This window comes from Alkalibacillus haloalkaliphilus, from assembly GCF_007991275.1.
Taxonomy (GTDB): domain Bacteria; phylum Bacillota; class Bacilli; order Bacillales; family Alkalibacillaceae; genus Alkalibacillus; species Alkalibacillus haloalkaliphilus.
The window spans coordinates 16,868-32,637 of record NZ_BJYA01000019.1 but is presented as its reverse complement, the minus strand read 5'-3'; the positions used below and the strand labels follow the sequence as shown (position 1 = coordinate 32,637).

The window sequence follows — 15,770 nt, the reverse complement described above, 5'->3', positions numbered from 1 at the left end:
AAGGTTATAGGTCTTAAAATGGGAGGTTTGTTATGAAGAAGCTAACGTTTTTAACGATCGTCGTGTTATTAATTTTTAGTGTGCCAGTCAACGCAGTTTCTAATGAGTCATACGGGTATGGATATAAGAAACAATACAATGAAATGCCTCCTGACTTAGGGTTTTATGGCCCATTAATTGAAAAGTACAATGGTCTGTATTTAGGTGATGAAGAAAATCGCATGGTTTATTTAACATTTGATAGTGGCTATGAGCAAGGTTATACAGAACAAATACTTGATGTGTTAAATGAAAAAGATGTGCCAGCGACTTTCTTTTTAACCGGGCATTATGTCGATGATCAACCAGAGCTTGTAAAACGTAAAGTGGAAGAGGGGCATATCATTGGCAATCACTCAAATGATCATTTGGATTATACTAAAGTAAGTGATGATAAGGTAAAAGAAGACTTAAAAGTTTTAGATGAGAAAATTATAAATACAACTGATCAAGAAGTAGTGAAGTTTTTCCGTCCAGCAAAAGGGATCTTTAGTGAAAGAACGTTGAAATTGACTGATGAGCTAGGCTATACGAATATATTTTGGACAGTAGCTTTAGTTGATTGGAATCGCGATGAAAATAAAGGGTGGAAACATGCGTTTGATGAAGTGTTAAGGCAAGTTCACCCAGGAGCTATTATATTGTTACATGCTGTGACAGAAGATAATGCCGAAGCACTCGGTTATTTAATTGATGAGTTAAGAGATCAAGATTATGAATTTGGTTCTTTAGATGATTTAGTGTGGCACCATTCAGTACCGGTTGGTTAAAAGTTTTTGCTAAAAGTCCTGCAAAAGTTGTAAACTAAAAGAAACATTCTAGGTTGCTCAAAATAAGGGAGAGGAAAGTATGTGGAAAGAGTATTACCATGCAGCAGGCATTTATGACTTTGATTATACATTACAACGATTAGATATGGATCCGTTAATTAACGTAAACATGAAGGAACGTTGGGTAGACGTGCCTGTTCGTATAGATCAAGACAACAAATGTGTTGTAAGGGTTAAAGGGGAAGGAACAACGGAAAAACCGGTTTTTTCAGTTATGTCTGATTATGATGAAGACCAAGACGTTGTATTTGAGCATATTCGCAACTTGTTCCAATGGGATCGTGATTTGCAAGATGTTGAAGACTTCTTTGAAGAGTCAGATTTAGCAAGATTGTTTTTTACGTATGCAGGCACTCCGATTGTTAAAGATTTTCACTTGTACGATTCATTGATGAAAGTTATCATTCATCAACAATTGAACATGAAATTTGCCTATACGTTATCGACTCGATTTGTCCAGAAGTTTGGAGAACAAGTTGACGGTTCATGGTTTTATCCAAAACCAGAAGTCGTTGCAAAGCTAGATTATCAAGACCTAAAAGACTTACAGTTTAGTCAGCGTAAAGCTGAATACGTCATTGATACATCGAGGTTGATCGCAAATGGTGAGTTGGAGTTAGGAGCATTTGCGAAAAAGTCGAATGAAGAAGTCATGAAAGAATTAGGCAAAGTACGCGGGGTTGGCCCTTGGACAGTGCAAAATTGGCTTATGTTCGGTCTAGGTCGAGAAGATTTATTCCCTGCAGCAGATGTAGGTATACAAAATGCATTAAAGAAAGAATGGCGAATGGAAGAGAAACCGAAAAAAGATGTCATTGAAAAAGCAGCACAAAAGTGGTCTCCATATCGAAGTTATGCTGCCTTAACGTTGTGGCGAAGTATCGAAGGATAGAATCAAGTTTAAGCAAAACATCCCCTCTCATACATTGAGAAGGGATGTTTTTTAGTATTGGATATCATCTAAGATTACTTCAAAATCGTCTTCGTCACCGAAGCTAGGAATTGTAACGTCATCGCACTCTGGAAATGTAGGTGGTTCAGCCTCATAAGTGACGGAACTACTTTCAGGGTTAAGCGCTTCATCGCCATCTGCATTTAAGATTATTAAGTCACCGTCGGACATAGTGATGTCGCCTTGGATATTGGCCAAATAATTGGCAGCATCAAGCTGTTCGTTATGTTCAATAATTAAGTCCCCGCCCGCATGTAAGCTTGCATTAGATAACTCTAATCCATTAAGTAGAAGTGTGTCACCACCAAACTGAACACTCCCGTTATCCAAGCTGAATGTGTTGTCTGAAATCGTGTGCATATTGACTTTGAATTCACCCCGATATTCCACACCATCATGAAAACGTGAATTACCACAAGATAAATACTCACTGTTCGGGTTGTTTTCACTTGATAAAACTGAAGTGAAATGTGCATGCCCATGAATGAACAGTTGTGAAAGTCCACTAATATCAACGTCATCAAACGTGGCATTTCCTGTGACAGTAAGTGAGTTGCTACTCGATATATCGAAGTCTCCTTCAACATATAAGTCTTGTGTCGTCATATTACATTGAATGCTACCCCCATCTTTTAAGTAAACCGAAGAGTCAGATAGGTCCTCACAATTGTTATTTTTCCAAGTTTGTTGTTCGTCGTATTCTTCATCAGCATCTTCTGGAGGTGGCGGTGGGCTACTACTTACATCTTCCCATTTATCCGAACGATCACTACTACCACCTATAGTAAAAGTTAATGTTAAGTCTTGTTCATAATTAGAGTCATAGCCTGTTAGAACTATCATGATACGGCTAAAATTTTCATTGTGTTCGTACTCAAATGCTTCACTAATTTCAAAAGTTGTATTAGGATAATCTGGGTCTATTTCTACTTTATCAACTTTCTCATTAATGGTCGACTCTAACTCCTGTAAGTAGGAATCACTAGTTTCAAAACCATTTTCACCAAAATAGTCCGCAAGAGTATGTTGTACGAATGTTGCTCCCATTTCTACAACATGTGTAGCTCGGTAATTCGCTTCGATCACTTCATTTTGTTTAGCGGTTGTCATAACACTATTCATCATAACGGTTGAAAATAGCATGATCAAAACAACTGTCAATAAGACGATTATTAAAACAGCTCCATGATTATTATTAATCTTGTTAAAGTTCATTCGTTTTCACCGCTTCCTGCAGGTGTGATTCGTGAAATGTTTGTCGTGATTTCTAAGGAGTTAAATCTTGGGTTGTCTGGTTGAGTTACTGTAACTGATAAAGAATAAGAAGGCTTTTCTTGAAAGTATAATGCTATAGGTTCACTGATTGAGACGTTTGAACCGTCAATGGTTAGCTCATATTTAAAAGGGTGTCCGTTAAATTCATATGTTGTCGTTTCATCTCGTTCTATTGTAACAGTAAGAGAAGATTCTGTTGATTGTTCAATCGTATACACTTGAGAAGATTGATGAATGTTCGTCAAATTATAAATAAGTCGATTGACATCTGTTTGAGCTTTTGAACGTAACTCTGATTGTTGGTAGTTTTCAATTGATTGTATGAGGATAGAGAAGACTAAACTTCCAACAATGAACGTTAGAACGATCGCACCAAGTAGTTCAATAAGTGTTATCCCTTTTGAGTTATTCATCTTCTGCCACCTCAATATAAGTGTAAGTGTGAGCCAAATTTCTACCATCACTGTTTACAACGTGAAGTGTAGCTTTTAGTAATTGCTCTGAATGTTCTTCATTAGATAATGTCAGTCTCAAAAGATAGTCCTCATTAGTGACAAAGGCTCCCGATTGTTGAACAGATGGAATCGTAGGTAAACCACTTTGGTTAAATTCTTCATATGTACCAAAAGTACTAGTACTTAGTTCTGTAGATTGCACATCTTCTAATGCTACTTTAATTAGATTAGTCGCGACTACTTCTTCTTCAGTAACATTTTGCATGGAGGCTACTTGAGTAAACATGGAGAAAAATCCGATTAGAATAATTGATAATATAACGAGTGCCCCAAGTATTTCTATTAAAGATACACCTTTATTGTTTTTAAGTATTTTCATTAACAATACAATCAACCCTCGATTTTTTAGTCAAAAAGTCTTATAATAAAAATGATAGTATAAAATTTGTCTAATTAATAGCTATTATATCATTCGGTGTAAGATTTTTAGAGATTGATAGAAAGGAAGTCTAATTTTGGCTCGAAAAATAAAACTGCGTTTAGGTGAGCTTCTAGTTCAAGAAAACCTAATAACTGTAATGCAATTAGAACAAGCATTAAAAGAAAAAGAGTCGAACCAAAAGCTCGGAGATAAATTAATTGAAGAAGGACATATAACTGAAATCCAATTAGTAGAAGTGCTACAGCAACAGTTAGGAATTGAACATGAACGCTTACATAATTATGCTTTCGATCAATCCGTTCTCAATCTTGTACCAAAACAGTTTGCAATAGAAAATAATGTAATTCCTTTAAAGCGTGAACAAAATAAACTGTTTGTCGCAACAGCAGACCCGCTCGATTACTTCGTATTAAACAACTTAAGACTTCAGACGGGGTTTAAAATAGAACCTGTCATTGCCATAAAAGATGAAATCCGACAAAGTATCATGAAGCTTTACGAACGAGAAGATTTGACTGAGGAGTTTGAAGACATTCAACCAGATCAGCAAACAGAAGACTTGTCTCTTGAAGAAGAAGCGTCTCCTGTCGTTAAGTTAATGAATCAGTTAATTCAACAGGCTGTCGTTGAAAAAGCAAGTGATATCCATATAGATCCTCAGGAATATCAAGTACTTATTCGCCTACGTGTTGATGGCGCTTTAAGAAATGAACAAACGTTAGCTAGAAGTGTTCAATCTTCATTAACGACACGAATAAAAATTATGGCTAATTTAGATATTACACAACAGAGAATCCCACAAGATGGACGAATCAAACGAGTCGTTGAAGGACGAAATGTTGATTTAAGAGTAAGCACATTGCCGACTATTTTCGGTGAGAAAATTGTCATTCGTGTATTAGATACGATGACGGTATCAAATAGACTTGGTGATATAGGGTTTGAGCAAGACAATCTTCAAAAATTTAAACAAATGATTGAGAAACCGTATGGCATCGTGTTGTTAACTGGTCCGACGGGGTCAGGTAAAACGTCTACGATGTATGCAGCATTAACTCATTTAAATGGTGAGCAATCTAACTTAATTACAGTGGAAGACCCTGTAGAGTATGAGCTAGAAGGAGTTAATCAAATTCAAGTTAACCCACAAGTAGGTCTAACTTTTTCTTCAGGCTTAAAGTCGATATTAAGACAAGATCCAGATATTATTATGGTTGGTGAAATACGTGATGGTGAAACAGCAAATATGGCTGTGCGCGCTTCGATTACCGGCCACCTTGTTTTGAGTACATTGCATACAAATGATTCAACTGGTGCAATAAATCGGTTAGTTAATATGGATGTTGAAATGTTTTTAGTCGGCTCTTCACTTAACGGTGTTGTTGCTCAACGTTTAGTTCGTACCATTTGCCGCGACTGTAGTGAGAAGCGTAACTTAACAGAATTAGAACGCAAAGTGTTTGAAAGACATAGCGTTCACATTCATCAAGTTGCTACAGGAACAGGCTGTCCGACATGTAACAACACAGGATATCGGGGCCGAACAGCGATTCATGAAGTGCTTTACATCGACGATCCAATTAGAGAGGCAATTTTAAATGGTAAGACAAAAGTAGAAATAGAAAAAATCGCTAAACAACAAGGTTTTACGCCTCTATTTGAAGATGGATTGCGTAAAGTTGAACAAGGTGTTACGACTTTAGAAGAAGTATATAGAGTCGCTACAGAGTGATTGAATTGTTGGAGGTAGAAGTATGGCTTCTTTTAAATATATAGCCGCTGATTATAACGGCAATGAAAAGCAAGGTAAGCTAGAAGCCTATAATATTGATTTAGCAAAAGCTAGATTAAGAGATGAAGGATTGAAAATTGAATCGATTGAAGAAGTAAAGCAATCGATTTGGACGAAGGATATTCATTTCGGTAATCCTGTGAAGAACCGTGATTTTGTCGTATTTCTCCAACAATTTGCCGCACTATTAAAAGCGGGACTTACAATAGTTGATTCATTAAATGTTTTGCGAGAACAAACGAAGCAAAAGCAATTAAAATCCGCCTTGTATTACGTAGAAATTGATATGAGACAAGGTAGTTCGTTAACAAACGCGTTAAAAAAGCACCCAGAAATCTTCTCAAACATTTTCGTTAACATGGTCCATAGTGGTGAAAGAAGTGGATCATTAGAAGAAACACTATCTAAACTAGCTGATTATTACCATAAGCATTATAAAACATCACAAAAAGTGAAATCTACTTTCGCTTATCCAGTAACTGTAGGTCTAGTCGCAATTGGTGTTGTAATCTTTCTAATGATGTATGTCGTACCAGAATTTATTGATATGTTTAGTCAGTTTGATGCTAGTTTACCTATAGTTACACAGGTTGTCTTAGGGATTAGTGGTTTATTGACTAGTTATTGGTACTTATTTGGCTTAATTGCTCTATTATTTAGTTTAATACTGATTATGGTTTTACAACGAGATCATTTACGTAAGAAAGTAGATTATTATTTATTGAAGTCACCAGGGTTTGGTTCATTAATCTTAAAATCGAATATGGCTTCAATGACAAGAACATTAAGTTCTTTGCTATACAACAATGTACCAATCATTCAAGCATTACAGCTAACAGAGCAAACATTAAAAAACAAAGTTATAAAACAAACGTTACAAGATGCTGAGTCGTCTTTAAAGCAAGGGGAGTCATTAGTTAAGCCATTACGTCAACATTGGGCTTACCCATACCTTGTAACACAAATGATTGAAGTAGGGGAGAAAACGAATTCTTTACCAGAAATGCTTGGGCAAGTAGCAACATTCTATGAAGACGATGTCGACACAGCAACGGATCAACTAAAATCTTTATTAGAGCCTTTATTAATTATTACGTTGTCTGTAATTGTTGGTACGATTGTGCTCGCCATTGTTATTCCAATGTTTGAGCTATTTAATCAAATAAATTAATTAAATTAAGGGGAGAGGTAAGTAATGTTAAAAAGAATGATGAAGAATCAGAAGGGTATTACTCTAGTTGAATTACTAGCTGTAATCGTTATTTTAGGAATTATTGCATTAATCGCTGTTCCTGCGATTGCGAGTGTTATTGATGATTCTCGTTATGATAGTGCTAAGGCAACAGCAATAAATATTATTGAAGCAGCAGAGCTTTATTCAGTTACAAATGATCTAGGAGATGGTGATACAGTTACTGCTGCAACGTTAGCTAGTGATGGCTATTTAGAAGGGTTTAACGAAGATAATTGGACGAATAATGAGCCTGAAGTGACAATAAATACAGGAAGCCCTAATACTTTGACTGGGGATTATAATGATGAAAATATAGAAATTAGTTTTGATGGCGATTCAATAGAAGCTATCACAGAAATGAATCAATAGTTTCAAAAATAAGCGCGGTAATCCGCGCTTGTTTTTAACCAATAAATAACTATAGGATTTGATAAGATTGATGTTACTAATTTATATATACATATTTATTCTAGGTTTAGTGTTAGGTTCTTTTTACAATGTTGTTGGGTTAAGAGTAGCAGATAAACAATCAATCATAACCCCGCGATCACATTGTCCTACATGCTCAAAGACATTGAAATGGTATGAACTACTACCTGTATTATCATTCATAATCCAAAAAGGACAATGTCGTCATTGTGGAAATAAAGTTTCACCAATCTATCCTTTTTTTGAACTATTAACAGGATTATTATTTGTCTTTTCTTTTTACAAAATAGGTTTTCAATTAGAGCTATTCATTGCTTGGTTGTTAGTAAGTTTGTTAGTAATGATTACTGTTAGTGATTTATACAAACAAATCATTCCAGACTACATTTTACTTTTTTTCCTAGTGTCTATTATATTAATGCGAATATGGATTCCAACTGATCCATGGTATGATGCTTATTTAGCAGCTATCATAGGTTTTGTATTGTTACTTGTTATTGCCATTGTTAGTAAAGGTGGAATGGGTGGTGGCGATATAAAACTGTTTGGTGTTTTAGGCTTGTTTTTAGGGGTTCAAGGAACATTGATGACGCTGTTTTTATCGTCGTTAATTGGTGCAGTAGTTGGAGTAATTCTAATGATGTTTGGCAAGGTGAAAAGGGGCGTGCCGATCCCATTTGGTCCTTTTATTGCAGTATCGGCTCTTATTGCTTACTTTTATTCAAAAGAATTGATCGATTGGTATTTAAGATTAATGATGTAGGTGGCTGTTCATAATGTCGAATAAAAAAGTTGTTAATTTAGAAATAAAAGATTACGTCATTCGCTATACAGAGAACAAAAGAGGTTCATCCTCAGTAGAAAGAATGGGAGAACACTTCTTACCGACTGGTATCGTTAAAGACGGAGTCATTGAAGACCATGGTCAGTTTGAAAGGATTTTAAAGACAGTAATTAAGAAATGGCGGTTGAAGCGGAAAAAGGTCCGTCTAATAATGCCTGATTCACTTGTGTTTATTCGACGAGAAACAGTTCCGTTAGATGTTCCTAAAGACGAAGTGAAAAAACATATTAACTTCAATCTTGGTGAGACGATTCATTTACCATTCAATTCATCAGTTGTTGAGGTCATATATATACAACAACTTGAAGAGCACCATGAAGTGAGTATTATTTCAACAGACAAGGCTGTTGCTAGTCAGTTTGTTTCAAATTTAGAAGATTTAAGTTTAATTGTTGAAGCAATTGATATTTCACCATTATGCTATTACCGTTTAATGCATTTCAAACAATTGGTCACAGAAGATGAGCAACTACTCGTAGTGCAATACGGAATCGATCGTGTAACGTTTAGTGCTTTTATTCAAAACACACCAATTTTTCTTCAGGAATTTGACCTAGAGTCAAGTGAAACAATTAATAGCCAACTTGGGCCAACATTGTCAAAAGAAGACTTTAATAAACAAACGGTGATGGAAGAGTTAGAGGATATGAGTATTGAAATTGAGAGGGTCGAACGATTTTATCAGTTTATGATGAGTAATCAAGATCATCAGTTTACCAGTATAGCTGTAGTTGGAGATCACCCCTATTTAGAAGAAATAATTACAGCGATGAAAGAATCGTACGAAACTCCAATCATTCAACTTACTGAAAATGATGTTAAAGGTCCTAAAGAGGTAGGCATTGAGCCTAAATTTCATGGTGTTTATGGCTTAGCATTAAAGGGTGTGCATTAATGTTAGTTGATATTAATTTATTACCGAAAAAAGAATATAAAAGTAGAAAACCATTTATAATATTTGGTCTGTTATTTTTGTTAACGATCACGCTAACTGTCGGCTTTGGCTTATGGAACTATTACTTGAATGATCAAATAGAACGTTTGAATAATGATTTACATCAACAGCAAATAGCCAATGCTGAGTTACAATCTGAAATTGATGGTGATGAGGAATATCAAGCAGCTCAACAGTTAAGCGACTTAACAAATGAACTGGAGAATCATTTATCGAGTACTAGTGAAATTGTAAATGAATTAGATGCGACTATTCCATCTAACGCTAGTTTAACTTCATTTAACTTTCGTAATGACTCAATAGAACTAATTGTTGAAACGGCTACAAATGAGCATGCTGTGACGTTCTATCAAGATTTACAAACGATTGAACAATTCAACGAAGTTTCTATTCACACGATAAATTATATAGAGTCAGATGATTATTATACGACTCGTTATACGGTTAGCCTCCAGCAGGAAGAGGAGGTTGAGAGTAGTGAGTAAGTCTAATAAACGTATTTTGATTGTATGGGTTGTTTTAATTGTTTTAATTGGTGGCGGCTTTTACCTATTTAATATCCATAGTTTAAAACAAAGTGTGGATCAATTAGAAGATGATTTGTCTTTCGAGGAAAGAAAGCAAACAGCATTATTAGAAACAATAAATCAGATAGACCATGATAGTGCCGCAATTGAGGAGTTGCGTGCACAAATTCCTGAGCAACTTGAAGAGGACAACGTCATACGGATGATTAACAATGCGTCATCATCTACTAATTCGGTTATTCAATCTTATAGTTATGACGATCAACAAACTATGTCAATTAATGAGATGTTTGAACAATCGAGTTTTACTGAAGAGTTAGAAGTGTTAACAATGCAAATAAACGGATATACTCAATCTGAGGGTCAGTTAGAAAGTTTTGTTAATGAATTAGAGAGTAGTGAAAGATTGTTACAAGTTACACAACTTCAATACCAACAAAATGATGACGGTGATGTAAACTTTCAATTAAGTTTTTCTGTTTTTGTCTATCCAATGTAAAAAGAGGTGCCAAGACCGACACCTCTTTAATACTATTAATCAATTGCTTTATTTTTAAGTGTAATTGTCGCAATGATTAAGGAAATAACGGTAATTGCAACGGCTGCAACTGAGCTGAACCAGATCTCTGTTTCTAATTGCCCAGAGTAGAAGTAAACGTTAATATAGTCACTAATTAGCGTCGGACTCCATGTGATCACATGGCTGTAGATGCTTGATACAACATTCAATGCAACTACTGTAATGATTGATAAAAACGCGACTAACCCTTGAGATTTTAAGAAACTATTGAATAACATAACAATCCCTAAGATCATCATGAAATAGACGATAAAGAATAATATACTAACGACAATTTGAATGAAGCTAATAGTACCGAATAAAATATTGACGTAATACCAACTGACGAGTAAAGAGGCAGCTAGTGAAAAGGCGATTAGCATTAGTATAGCAACATATTTAGCTGTAATATAATTTGTGAAGCTTACAGGCTTGGATAAGACAAGTTCGTAAACACCACTTTTAACTTCCTTTGAAACTAATCCCATCGACACGACGACTGCAATTAAAACCCCTAACAATCCTAATTGGCTAAAGCTCATAATCATTGCTTCAGCTACAGATGGAGTAGGGAAATCCATTGTTGCTCCTTCTGGTACGTTACCGACAGTATCCATTATAATTGGAAAGTAATACATCGTTAGCGGATCCATAATAGCAAATATAATAAAAACGATTGGAACCCATATCCACTTAAAGCTTCGCCAATGTTCAGTTAGTTCTTTTTTGAATATCGTTTGCCATTGCATTATTCTGTCACCGCCTTCATGAAAATATCCTCGAGTGAAGTCTTGCCTATCTCAAATCTCGTTAACTCCCATTCTTCTTGCTGAATTAAATCAAGTAACTGACTACGTGCAATATTAATATCATGAACGGTTACGATGAATCCATCTTCTTCTCTATTAACGTTAAATACAGAGTCTATCTCTTTTAATCGTTCTTCGATAAACTTAGGCTCATCTCCAAATGATAAATGAATCGATGTTGTCCCTTGAGTTTCACTTACATCTGATATAGCACCTTGCTTAATCATTTTCCCTTTATGCATGAGCAAAATTTCTTCACTTACTTCTTCAGCATCGTTAAGGATATGAGTCGAGAATAAAATGGTGGCATCTTTTTTTAACTCTCTAATTAAATTTAAAACTTCACGTCGACCGATTGGGTCTAATGAAGAAACTGGCTCGTCTAGAATGATGAGTTTAGGGTCGTGAATTAATGCTTGAGCAATTCCTAGTCGCTGTTTCATACCACCTGAGTACTTTGAGATTCTTTGCTTTTTAGCGTCACTTAAATTGACTAAGTCTAGTAATTCTGCTGCTTTTGCTTTCGCTTCGTGTTTCGTTAAATAAGCAAGTTGACCAACATAAGTTAGAAACTCTTCTCCTGACATCCAATTATGAAAAACAGGGTACTGTGGTAAGTAACCTACATAGTGACGGACATCACGGCTAAACCTTTCTTCATTAAAAACAATTTCACCTTTAGTTGGCTTAATAAACCCGGCTAACATTCTAAGTGTTGTTGTCTTACCAGCGCCATTTGGTCCTAAAAGGGCAACACACTTACCTGGTTCTAACGAAAAAGTCAATTCGTCTACAACATTGGTTGACTGATATGTTTTAGTCAGTTGTTCGACAGACATTAAAGTCATTTGTTACATCCTCCTTCCAAGAATGAAATATAAGACCGGTCCGATAAAGTTGAAGAATATAATGATCAGTACCCACATCCATTTTGGACCATTTGTTTCATCAATTTTCCGTAAATCAATTAAAGCAATAATAATGAGTATTAATTGAAGTACACCTAAAGGGAGAAGTAGTTGTATCACCGTTGTATCCATACCATTCACTCCTTTACTACCAGTATAGCCAAAAATTATCTAAAAACTTTCAAAAATTATGAAAAAAGTTTTTTAGTAAAAGTTATTAATTTAAGTGTACTATATGGTGTAGTACACTTACAACAGTTTTTTCCCATAAAAAAAGTCCAACAGATGGTATTCCACCTATTGGACGGTTCTTTCAAGCTTCAAGTTCATCGACCTCTTCATCATCACTTTCATGCATATAGAAGATGAAGGCGTCTTTATAGATCGCAAACAGGTCATATTCTTTGTCACCTTGATTAATTTGTTCGTAAACATTTGGATAAGTTTCATTAGCTTCAACAGCGTAAGATAACTTATTGACTGCTCTTAAAGAGCGGTTATTTAATTTATTTACCTTTAAAAAGACAACTTCAATGTCTTGTTCCATAAATAATTCCCACAAGAAAAGTTCTTTAGCATACTGGTTATAGCCTTGACCAAAGTATGGCTTGCCTAACCAAGTAGCTAAGAAGCCTTTTTGTTCATCAATATCATAAAGGGTGATCGCACCGACTGGATTTTCCATCTCATCTAAAATCGTTCTTGAGATGAGTTCGCCATTTTCTTCTTGTTGATTCATCATGTTTGTGAAGAAGTAGTAAGCTTCCATCGTATCAGCTTTTTCACGTACGAATGGCTTAACTGCTTCATCACTTAATAGTGGGAATAACGCAGGGACATCTTGTAATTCTCTTCTTTTAAGCATAAAAAAACCCTCCTTCAACATAATTGTTTCGTGAGGGTGACGCTTACTGAAGACGTAGGCGACGGGTGCGATCACCCTCGAATTTTTATCAATTGCACATCTAAAAAAGAATATTGCATACAATGCACATAACAAAAATCCGGGGTGGGAATCGAACCCACTAGAACCACTTCTAGCCGAAGCGGTGGCGCACCATTTGCCTTCCCTTGAATTTGACTAAATGAATTCTACAACATGATAGTCTATTTGAAAATAGGTTTTTAAAAGTTTTTAATTACCAATTTAAAACACGTAATTTTCTCACAAATTCATCGCTCGTATAAGTCGTGAAAAGCGGTTTGAAGCGTAGCAAATTGAAATGTATAACCCGAGTTTTCTAAAGCTTTTGGATAAACATATTGACCGCTTAATAATAATAGACTCATTTCTCCTAAGATTGTCTTAATCGCAAATGAAGGTGCCGGGAGCCAATGAGGTCTTTTAATCGTATTACTTAACTCTTTGCCAAAATCTTTATTACGTTTGGGGTCAGGGGCCGTAATGTTTACAGACCCACTAACTTGTTTATTATTAATAATCCAATCGATCATCTTAACTACGTCATAAATGTGAACCCATGACATCCATTGTTCACCACTACCTAAACGTCCACCTGCGAACAATTTATAAGGCAGAGCTATTTTAGGTAAGGCACCATTGTATTTATCTAATATTAATCCGAAACGTGTTTTTACTGTACGAATGTCCAACTTATTAGCTTCATCTGCTTCTTGTTCCCAAATGTTGCACACCTCAGCCAAGAAGTCACTACCTGGGTTCACTGTTTGTTCTGTAAAGATCTCTGTATCAGAAGTTCCATAAAAGCCTATTGCTGAAGCGTTTATGAACGTGTGAGGTGGATTTGTCATTGCATTCATAATACGAATAAGTTCTCGCGTTGTTGTAATACGACTTTCTAGTATTCTTTTCTTTCGTTCGTCATTCCATCTTCCACCATTTAATGACTCACCAGCTAAGTTAATGAAGACATCTGCACTATTAACGTGTAGTTCAGGTTGAGAATCCCCATTAAGCCACTCAACGTAAGTGACATTGTCTTCACTACTATTTTTCCTAGGGTTACGTGTTAGAATAATAACTTGGTCATCTTTTGACGTATAATAATCGACTAAATGTTGCCCTACAAAACCTGTTCCACCTGCAATAACTATTTTCAAACAGATGTACCTCCTTTTTTATATGTACTATAATGAAATTATGACACTAACAGGAGTGTATTTTTATGAAGAAAATTAGCAAGATTACAAAGCAAAAAAAGAATCAACAACGATATAACGTATTTTATGAGAAGCAAGGTCAAGATGAGTTTGCTTTTGGCATCCACGAAGATCTATTAGTTCGATTTGGATTGCGTAAAGGATTAGAGTTATCTAGTGAGGAAGTTCAAAACATTGAGCAACAAGATGCCATGTATAGATACTATACCCTTACTTTAAACTATTTAAGCTATCGAATGCGAGCGAAATCTGAAATTATAGAATATTTACAGAAAAAAGAAGCGACAGAACAAGACATTGCTTACGTCATTGAACGACTTCAAGCTGAAAAACTATTAGATGATGTAGCGTTTGCCGAGGCTTACGTTAGAACGAAGATGAACACTTCTACGAATGGACCAAATAAAATTAGACAAGAGCTTTATCAAAAAAAGCTAACAGAACAAGAAGTTGAACAAGGACTAAGTCATTATACGAAAGAAATCGAAATAGATAAGCTTGTGAAGTTAATTGATAAGAAAGTTAACGCAAGCCGTAAAAAGTCATTCAAAGAACATTTGAATAGTCTAAAACAATCATTAATTCAAAAAGGATTTACGCATGATGCGATCGAAATCGCCCTGCAGTCGATTGAGTTATCGGTCGATGAAGATGAAGAATACGAGGCTTTAAAGTATCAAGGGGAAAAGGCGTGGCGTAAGTTTGAAAGAAAGCATGAAGGTTTTCAGTTACAGCAGAAAGTAAAAGCTTCTTTATTTCAAAAAGCTTTTCCAGCCGAACTAATCGAACAATTTATCAATGAAAAAAGCATGGAAGAGGAGGTTTAACCTTTTCCATGCTTTAAGTTTACTTCACATGAATTTCATGACGACCGTCATCTTGTGCGACAATTTGTTTGGCATAATCTTGTGGTGAAGGTAAAAATGATGGGTCTTTAACGAAATCACTGCCTTCCCAAAATGGTGTGTTCATTCCACCCATGTAAACAGCTGATACTTCAACGTTTTCTTCAGCTAGTTCTTTTTGCAGACTTTCAGTAAAGCCACGTTGTGCAAATTTACTTGCACAGTATGCTGATTCTTGCACTTTCCCTTTTAAGCCAGCAGTTGAAATAATGTTTAACATACGACCATTTGATGAACGTAGATTGTTTAAGAAATGTTTCGTGACATAAATCATACCGTTCACGTTTACATTAACCATCGTATCAATTTCGTGCTTTTCAAGGTCTTCAAGTGTATTAAAATAGCCAATTCCAGCATTGTTAATGAGTAGGTCAACTTGGTCAATTTGTTTTGCTAAGTTGCTAACAGCGTCCCAATCAGTAATGTCACAAGTGAATATTTTGGCTTGTCCACCAGACTGTTCAATTAAATCTTTTGAAGTGTTCAGCTTCTCTTCATTGCGGCCGACTAGATAAATGGTATAGTCTTGATTAGCGTATTCTAAAGCTAATGCTTGTCCTAAACCTGAACCGGCTCCAGTAATTAGTGCTGTTTTCATGTTGTAGCCTCCAAACTTTTAGATAAACTATTTTTATTATGACTTGAATTTGGTACGATGTAAAATGGAGTATGA

Annotated in this window: 19 protein-coding genes; 10 read left to right on the top strand and 9 right to left on the bottom strand. The window is 35.5% G+C overall.

Features of this window, described 5'->3' with window-relative positions; all coding sequences use genetic code 11:
* Positions 1-32: 32 nt before the first annotated feature.
* Together AHA02nite_RS12895 and AHA02nite_RS12890 are read left to right on the top strand one after the other, a co-directional pair.
* Positions 33-809: a polysaccharide deacetylase family protein gene (locus AHA02nite_RS12895; RefSeq protein WP_146817986.1), complete on the top strand. Its 777-nt coding sequence runs from the start codon at positions 33-35 to the stop codon at positions 807-809.
* 79 nt (positions 810-888) lie between these two features.
* Entirely contained in the window at positions 889-1,761 is an 873-nt protein-coding gene (locus AHA02nite_RS12890) for a DNA-3-methyladenine glycosylase family protein (RefSeq protein ID WP_146817984.1), read from the top strand.
* A 51-nt stretch (positions 1,762-1,812) separates the two neighbouring features.
* Here AHA02nite_RS12890 and AHA02nite_RS12885 read toward each other — a convergent pair whose 3' ends face one another.
* From AHA02nite_RS12885 to AHA02nite_RS12875, 3 genes are read right to left on the bottom strand one after another with little or no spacing between them, the layout of a single operon-like run.
* On the bottom strand, positions 1,813-3,036 hold the full coding sequence (locus tag AHA02nite_RS12885; protein ID WP_146817982.1) for a hypothetical protein: 1,224 nt from the start codon (positions 3,034-3,036) through the stop codon (positions 1,813-1,815).
* Positions 3,033-3,509, bottom strand: a complete 477-nt coding sequence (locus AHA02nite_RS12880; protein ID WP_146817980.1) for a PulJ/GspJ family protein — start codon at positions 3,507-3,509, stop codon at positions 3,033-3,035. Before AHA02nite_RS12880 ends, AHA02nite_RS12885 begins: the two co-directional genes overlap by 4 nt.
* Positions 3,502-3,930, bottom strand: a complete 429-nt coding sequence (locus AHA02nite_RS12875; protein ID WP_146817978.1) for a type IV pilus modification PilV family protein — start codon at positions 3,928-3,930, stop codon at positions 3,502-3,504. Before AHA02nite_RS12875 ends, AHA02nite_RS12880 begins: the two co-directional genes overlap by 8 nt.
* Positions 3,931-4,066: 136 nt before the next feature.
* On the opposite strand from AHA02nite_RS12875, the gene AHA02nite_RS12870 reads away from it, so the two are divergent.
* The 7 genes from AHA02nite_RS12870 to AHA02nite_RS12840 all read left to right on the top strand — a co-directional run bounded on the left by AHA02nite_RS12870 (position 4,067) and on the right by AHA02nite_RS12840 (position 10,273).
* Positions 4,067-5,725 (top strand): GspE/PulE family protein, encoded by a 1,659-nt coding sequence (locus AHA02nite_RS12870; protein WP_174758200.1) that lies wholly within the window; start codon positions 4,067-4,069, stop codon positions 5,723-5,725.
* A 22-nt stretch (positions 5,726-5,747) separates the two neighbouring features.
* Positions 5,748-6,956, top strand: a complete 1,209-nt coding sequence (locus tag AHA02nite_RS12865; protein ID WP_146817974.1) for a type II secretion system F family protein — start codon at positions 5,748-5,750, stop codon at positions 6,954-6,956.
* Positions 6,957-6,980: 24 nt separating this feature from the next.
* A complete protein-coding gene (locus AHA02nite_RS12860; protein WP_146817972.1) occupies positions 6,981-7,388 on the top strand; it encodes a type II secretion system protein in 408 nt (135 codons plus the stop codon).
* Between the two features lie 70 nt (positions 7,389-7,458).
* The gene (locus AHA02nite_RS12855; RefSeq protein WP_307724929.1) at positions 7,459-8,211 is read left to right on the top strand and encodes a prepilin peptidase; all 753 of its coding nucleotides are present in this window, start codon (positions 7,459-7,461) and stop codon (positions 8,209-8,211) included.
* Positions 8,212-8,224: 13 nt separating this feature from the next.
* Entirely contained in the window at positions 8,225-9,187 is a 963-nt protein-coding gene (pilM, locus tag AHA02nite_RS12850) for a type IV pilus biogenesis protein PilM (RefSeq protein ID WP_146817968.1), read from the top strand.
* Positions 9,187-9,732 carry a PilN domain-containing protein gene (locus tag AHA02nite_RS12845; RefSeq protein WP_146817966.1) on the top strand — a complete coding sequence of 182 codons (546 nt, stop codon included), beginning with the start codon at positions 9,187-9,189 and terminating at the stop codon, positions 9,730-9,732. Before pilM ends, AHA02nite_RS12845 begins: the two co-directional genes overlap by 1 nt.
* Positions 9,725-10,273, top strand: coding sequence for a hypothetical protein (locus tag AHA02nite_RS12840; protein WP_146817965.1), 549 nt, complete (start codon positions 9,725-9,727; stop codon positions 10,271-10,273). The genes AHA02nite_RS12845 and AHA02nite_RS12840 overlap by 8 nt, the downstream gene beginning before the upstream one ends.
* A gap of 35 nt (positions 10,274-10,308) precedes the next feature.
* Here AHA02nite_RS12840 and AHA02nite_RS12835 read toward each other — a convergent pair whose 3' ends face one another.
* The 5 genes from AHA02nite_RS12835 to AHA02nite_RS12815 form a co-directional block, all read right to left on the bottom strand.
* Entirely contained in the window at positions 10,309-11,082 is a 774-nt protein-coding gene (locus AHA02nite_RS12835) for an ABC transporter permease (RefSeq protein ID WP_146817963.1), read from the bottom strand.
* A complete protein-coding gene (locus tag AHA02nite_RS12830) occupies positions 11,082-11,990 on the bottom strand; it encodes an ABC transporter ATP-binding protein (RefSeq protein WP_146817961.1) in 909 nt (302 codons plus the stop codon). The genes AHA02nite_RS12835 and AHA02nite_RS12830 overlap by 1 nt, the downstream gene beginning before the upstream one ends.
* Before the next feature lie 3 nt (positions 11,991-11,993).
* The gene (locus tag AHA02nite_RS12825) at positions 11,994-12,182 is read right to left on the bottom strand and encodes a PLD nuclease N-terminal domain-containing protein (RefSeq protein ID WP_146817959.1); all 189 of its coding nucleotides are present in this window, start codon (positions 12,180-12,182) and stop codon (positions 11,994-11,996) included.
* A gap of 181 nt (positions 12,183-12,363) precedes the next feature.
* Complete coding sequence (locus tag AHA02nite_RS12820) at positions 12,364-12,915, bottom strand: GNAT family N-acetyltransferase (protein ID WP_146817956.1); 552 nt, start codon at positions 12,913-12,915, stop codon at positions 12,364-12,366.
* A gap of 308 nt (positions 12,916-13,223) precedes the next feature.
* On the bottom strand, positions 13,224-14,132 hold the full coding sequence (locus tag AHA02nite_RS12815) for a TIGR01777 family oxidoreductase (RefSeq protein WP_146817953.1): 909 nt from the start codon (positions 14,130-14,132) through the stop codon (positions 13,224-13,226).
* A gap of 65 nt (positions 14,133-14,197) precedes the next feature.
* On the opposite strand from AHA02nite_RS12815, the gene recX reads away from it, so the two are divergent.
* Entirely contained in the window at positions 14,198-15,019 is an 822-nt protein-coding gene (gene recX, locus AHA02nite_RS12810; protein WP_146817950.1) for a recombination regulator RecX, read from the top strand.
* A gap of 19 nt (positions 15,020-15,038) precedes the next feature.
* Here the strand turns inward: recX and AHA02nite_RS12805 are convergent, their stop codons facing one another.
* Positions 15,039-15,695: an SDR family NAD(P)-dependent oxidoreductase gene (locus AHA02nite_RS12805; RefSeq protein ID WP_146817947.1), complete on the bottom strand. Its 657-nt coding sequence runs from the start codon at positions 15,693-15,695 to the stop codon at positions 15,039-15,041.
* Between the last annotated feature and the right edge of the window lie 75 nt (positions 15,696-15,770).

Coding starts and splice junctions, on each gene's coding strand:
- AHA02nite_RS12895 (WP_146817986.1), top strand. CDS start 33: ATGAAGAAGCTAACGTTTTTAACGATCGTCGTGTTATTAATTTTTAGT.
- AHA02nite_RS12890 (WP_146817984.1), top strand. CDS start 889: ATGTGGAAAGAGTATTACCATGCAGCAGGCATTTATGACTTTGATTAT.
- AHA02nite_RS12885 (WP_146817982.1), bottom strand. CDS start 3,036: ATGAACTTTAACAAGATTAATAATAATCATGGAGCTGTTTTAATAATC.
- AHA02nite_RS12880 (WP_146817980.1), bottom strand. CDS start 3,509: ATGAATAACTCAAAAGGGATAACACTTATTGAACTACTTGGTGCGATC.
- AHA02nite_RS12875 (WP_146817978.1), bottom strand. CDS start 3,930: ATGAAAATACTTAAAAACAATAAAGGTGTATCTTTAATAGAAATACTT.
- AHA02nite_RS12865 (WP_146817974.1), top strand. CDS start 5,748: ATGGCTTCTTTTAAATATATAGCCGCTGATTATAACGGCAATGAAAAG.
- AHA02nite_RS12860 (WP_146817972.1), top strand. CDS start 6,981: ATGTTAAAAAGAATGATGAAGAATCAGAAGGGTATTACTCTAGTTGAA.
- AHA02nite_RS12855 (WP_307724929.1), top strand. CDS start 7,459: ATGTTACTAATTTATATATACATATTTATTCTAGGTTTAGTGTTAGGT.
- pilM (WP_146817968.1), top strand. CDS start 8,225: ATGTCGAATAAAAAAGTTGTTAATTTAGAAATAAAAGATTACGTCATT.
- AHA02nite_RS12845 (WP_146817966.1), top strand. CDS start 9,187: ATGTTAGTTGATATTAATTTATTACCGAAAAAAGAATATAAAAGTAGA.
- AHA02nite_RS12835 (WP_146817963.1), bottom strand. CDS start 11,082: ATGCAATGGCAAACGATATTCAAAAAAGAACTAACTGAACATTGGCGA.
- AHA02nite_RS12830 (WP_146817961.1), bottom strand. CDS start 11,990: ATGACTTTAATGTCTGTCGAACAACTGACTAAAACATATCAGTCAACC.
- AHA02nite_RS12825 (WP_146817959.1), bottom strand. CDS start 12,182: ATGGATACAACGGTGATACAACTACTTCTCCCTTTAGGTGTACTTCAA.
- AHA02nite_RS12820 (WP_146817956.1), bottom strand. CDS start 12,915: ATGCTTAAAAGAAGAGAATTACAAGATGTCCCTGCGTTATTCCCACTA.
- recX (WP_146817950.1), top strand. CDS start 14,198: ATGAAGAAAATTAGCAAGATTACAAAGCAAAAAAAGAATCAACAACGA.
- AHA02nite_RS12805 (WP_146817947.1), bottom strand. CDS start 15,695: ATGAAAACAGCACTAATTACTGGAGCCGGTTCAGGTTTAGGACAAGCA.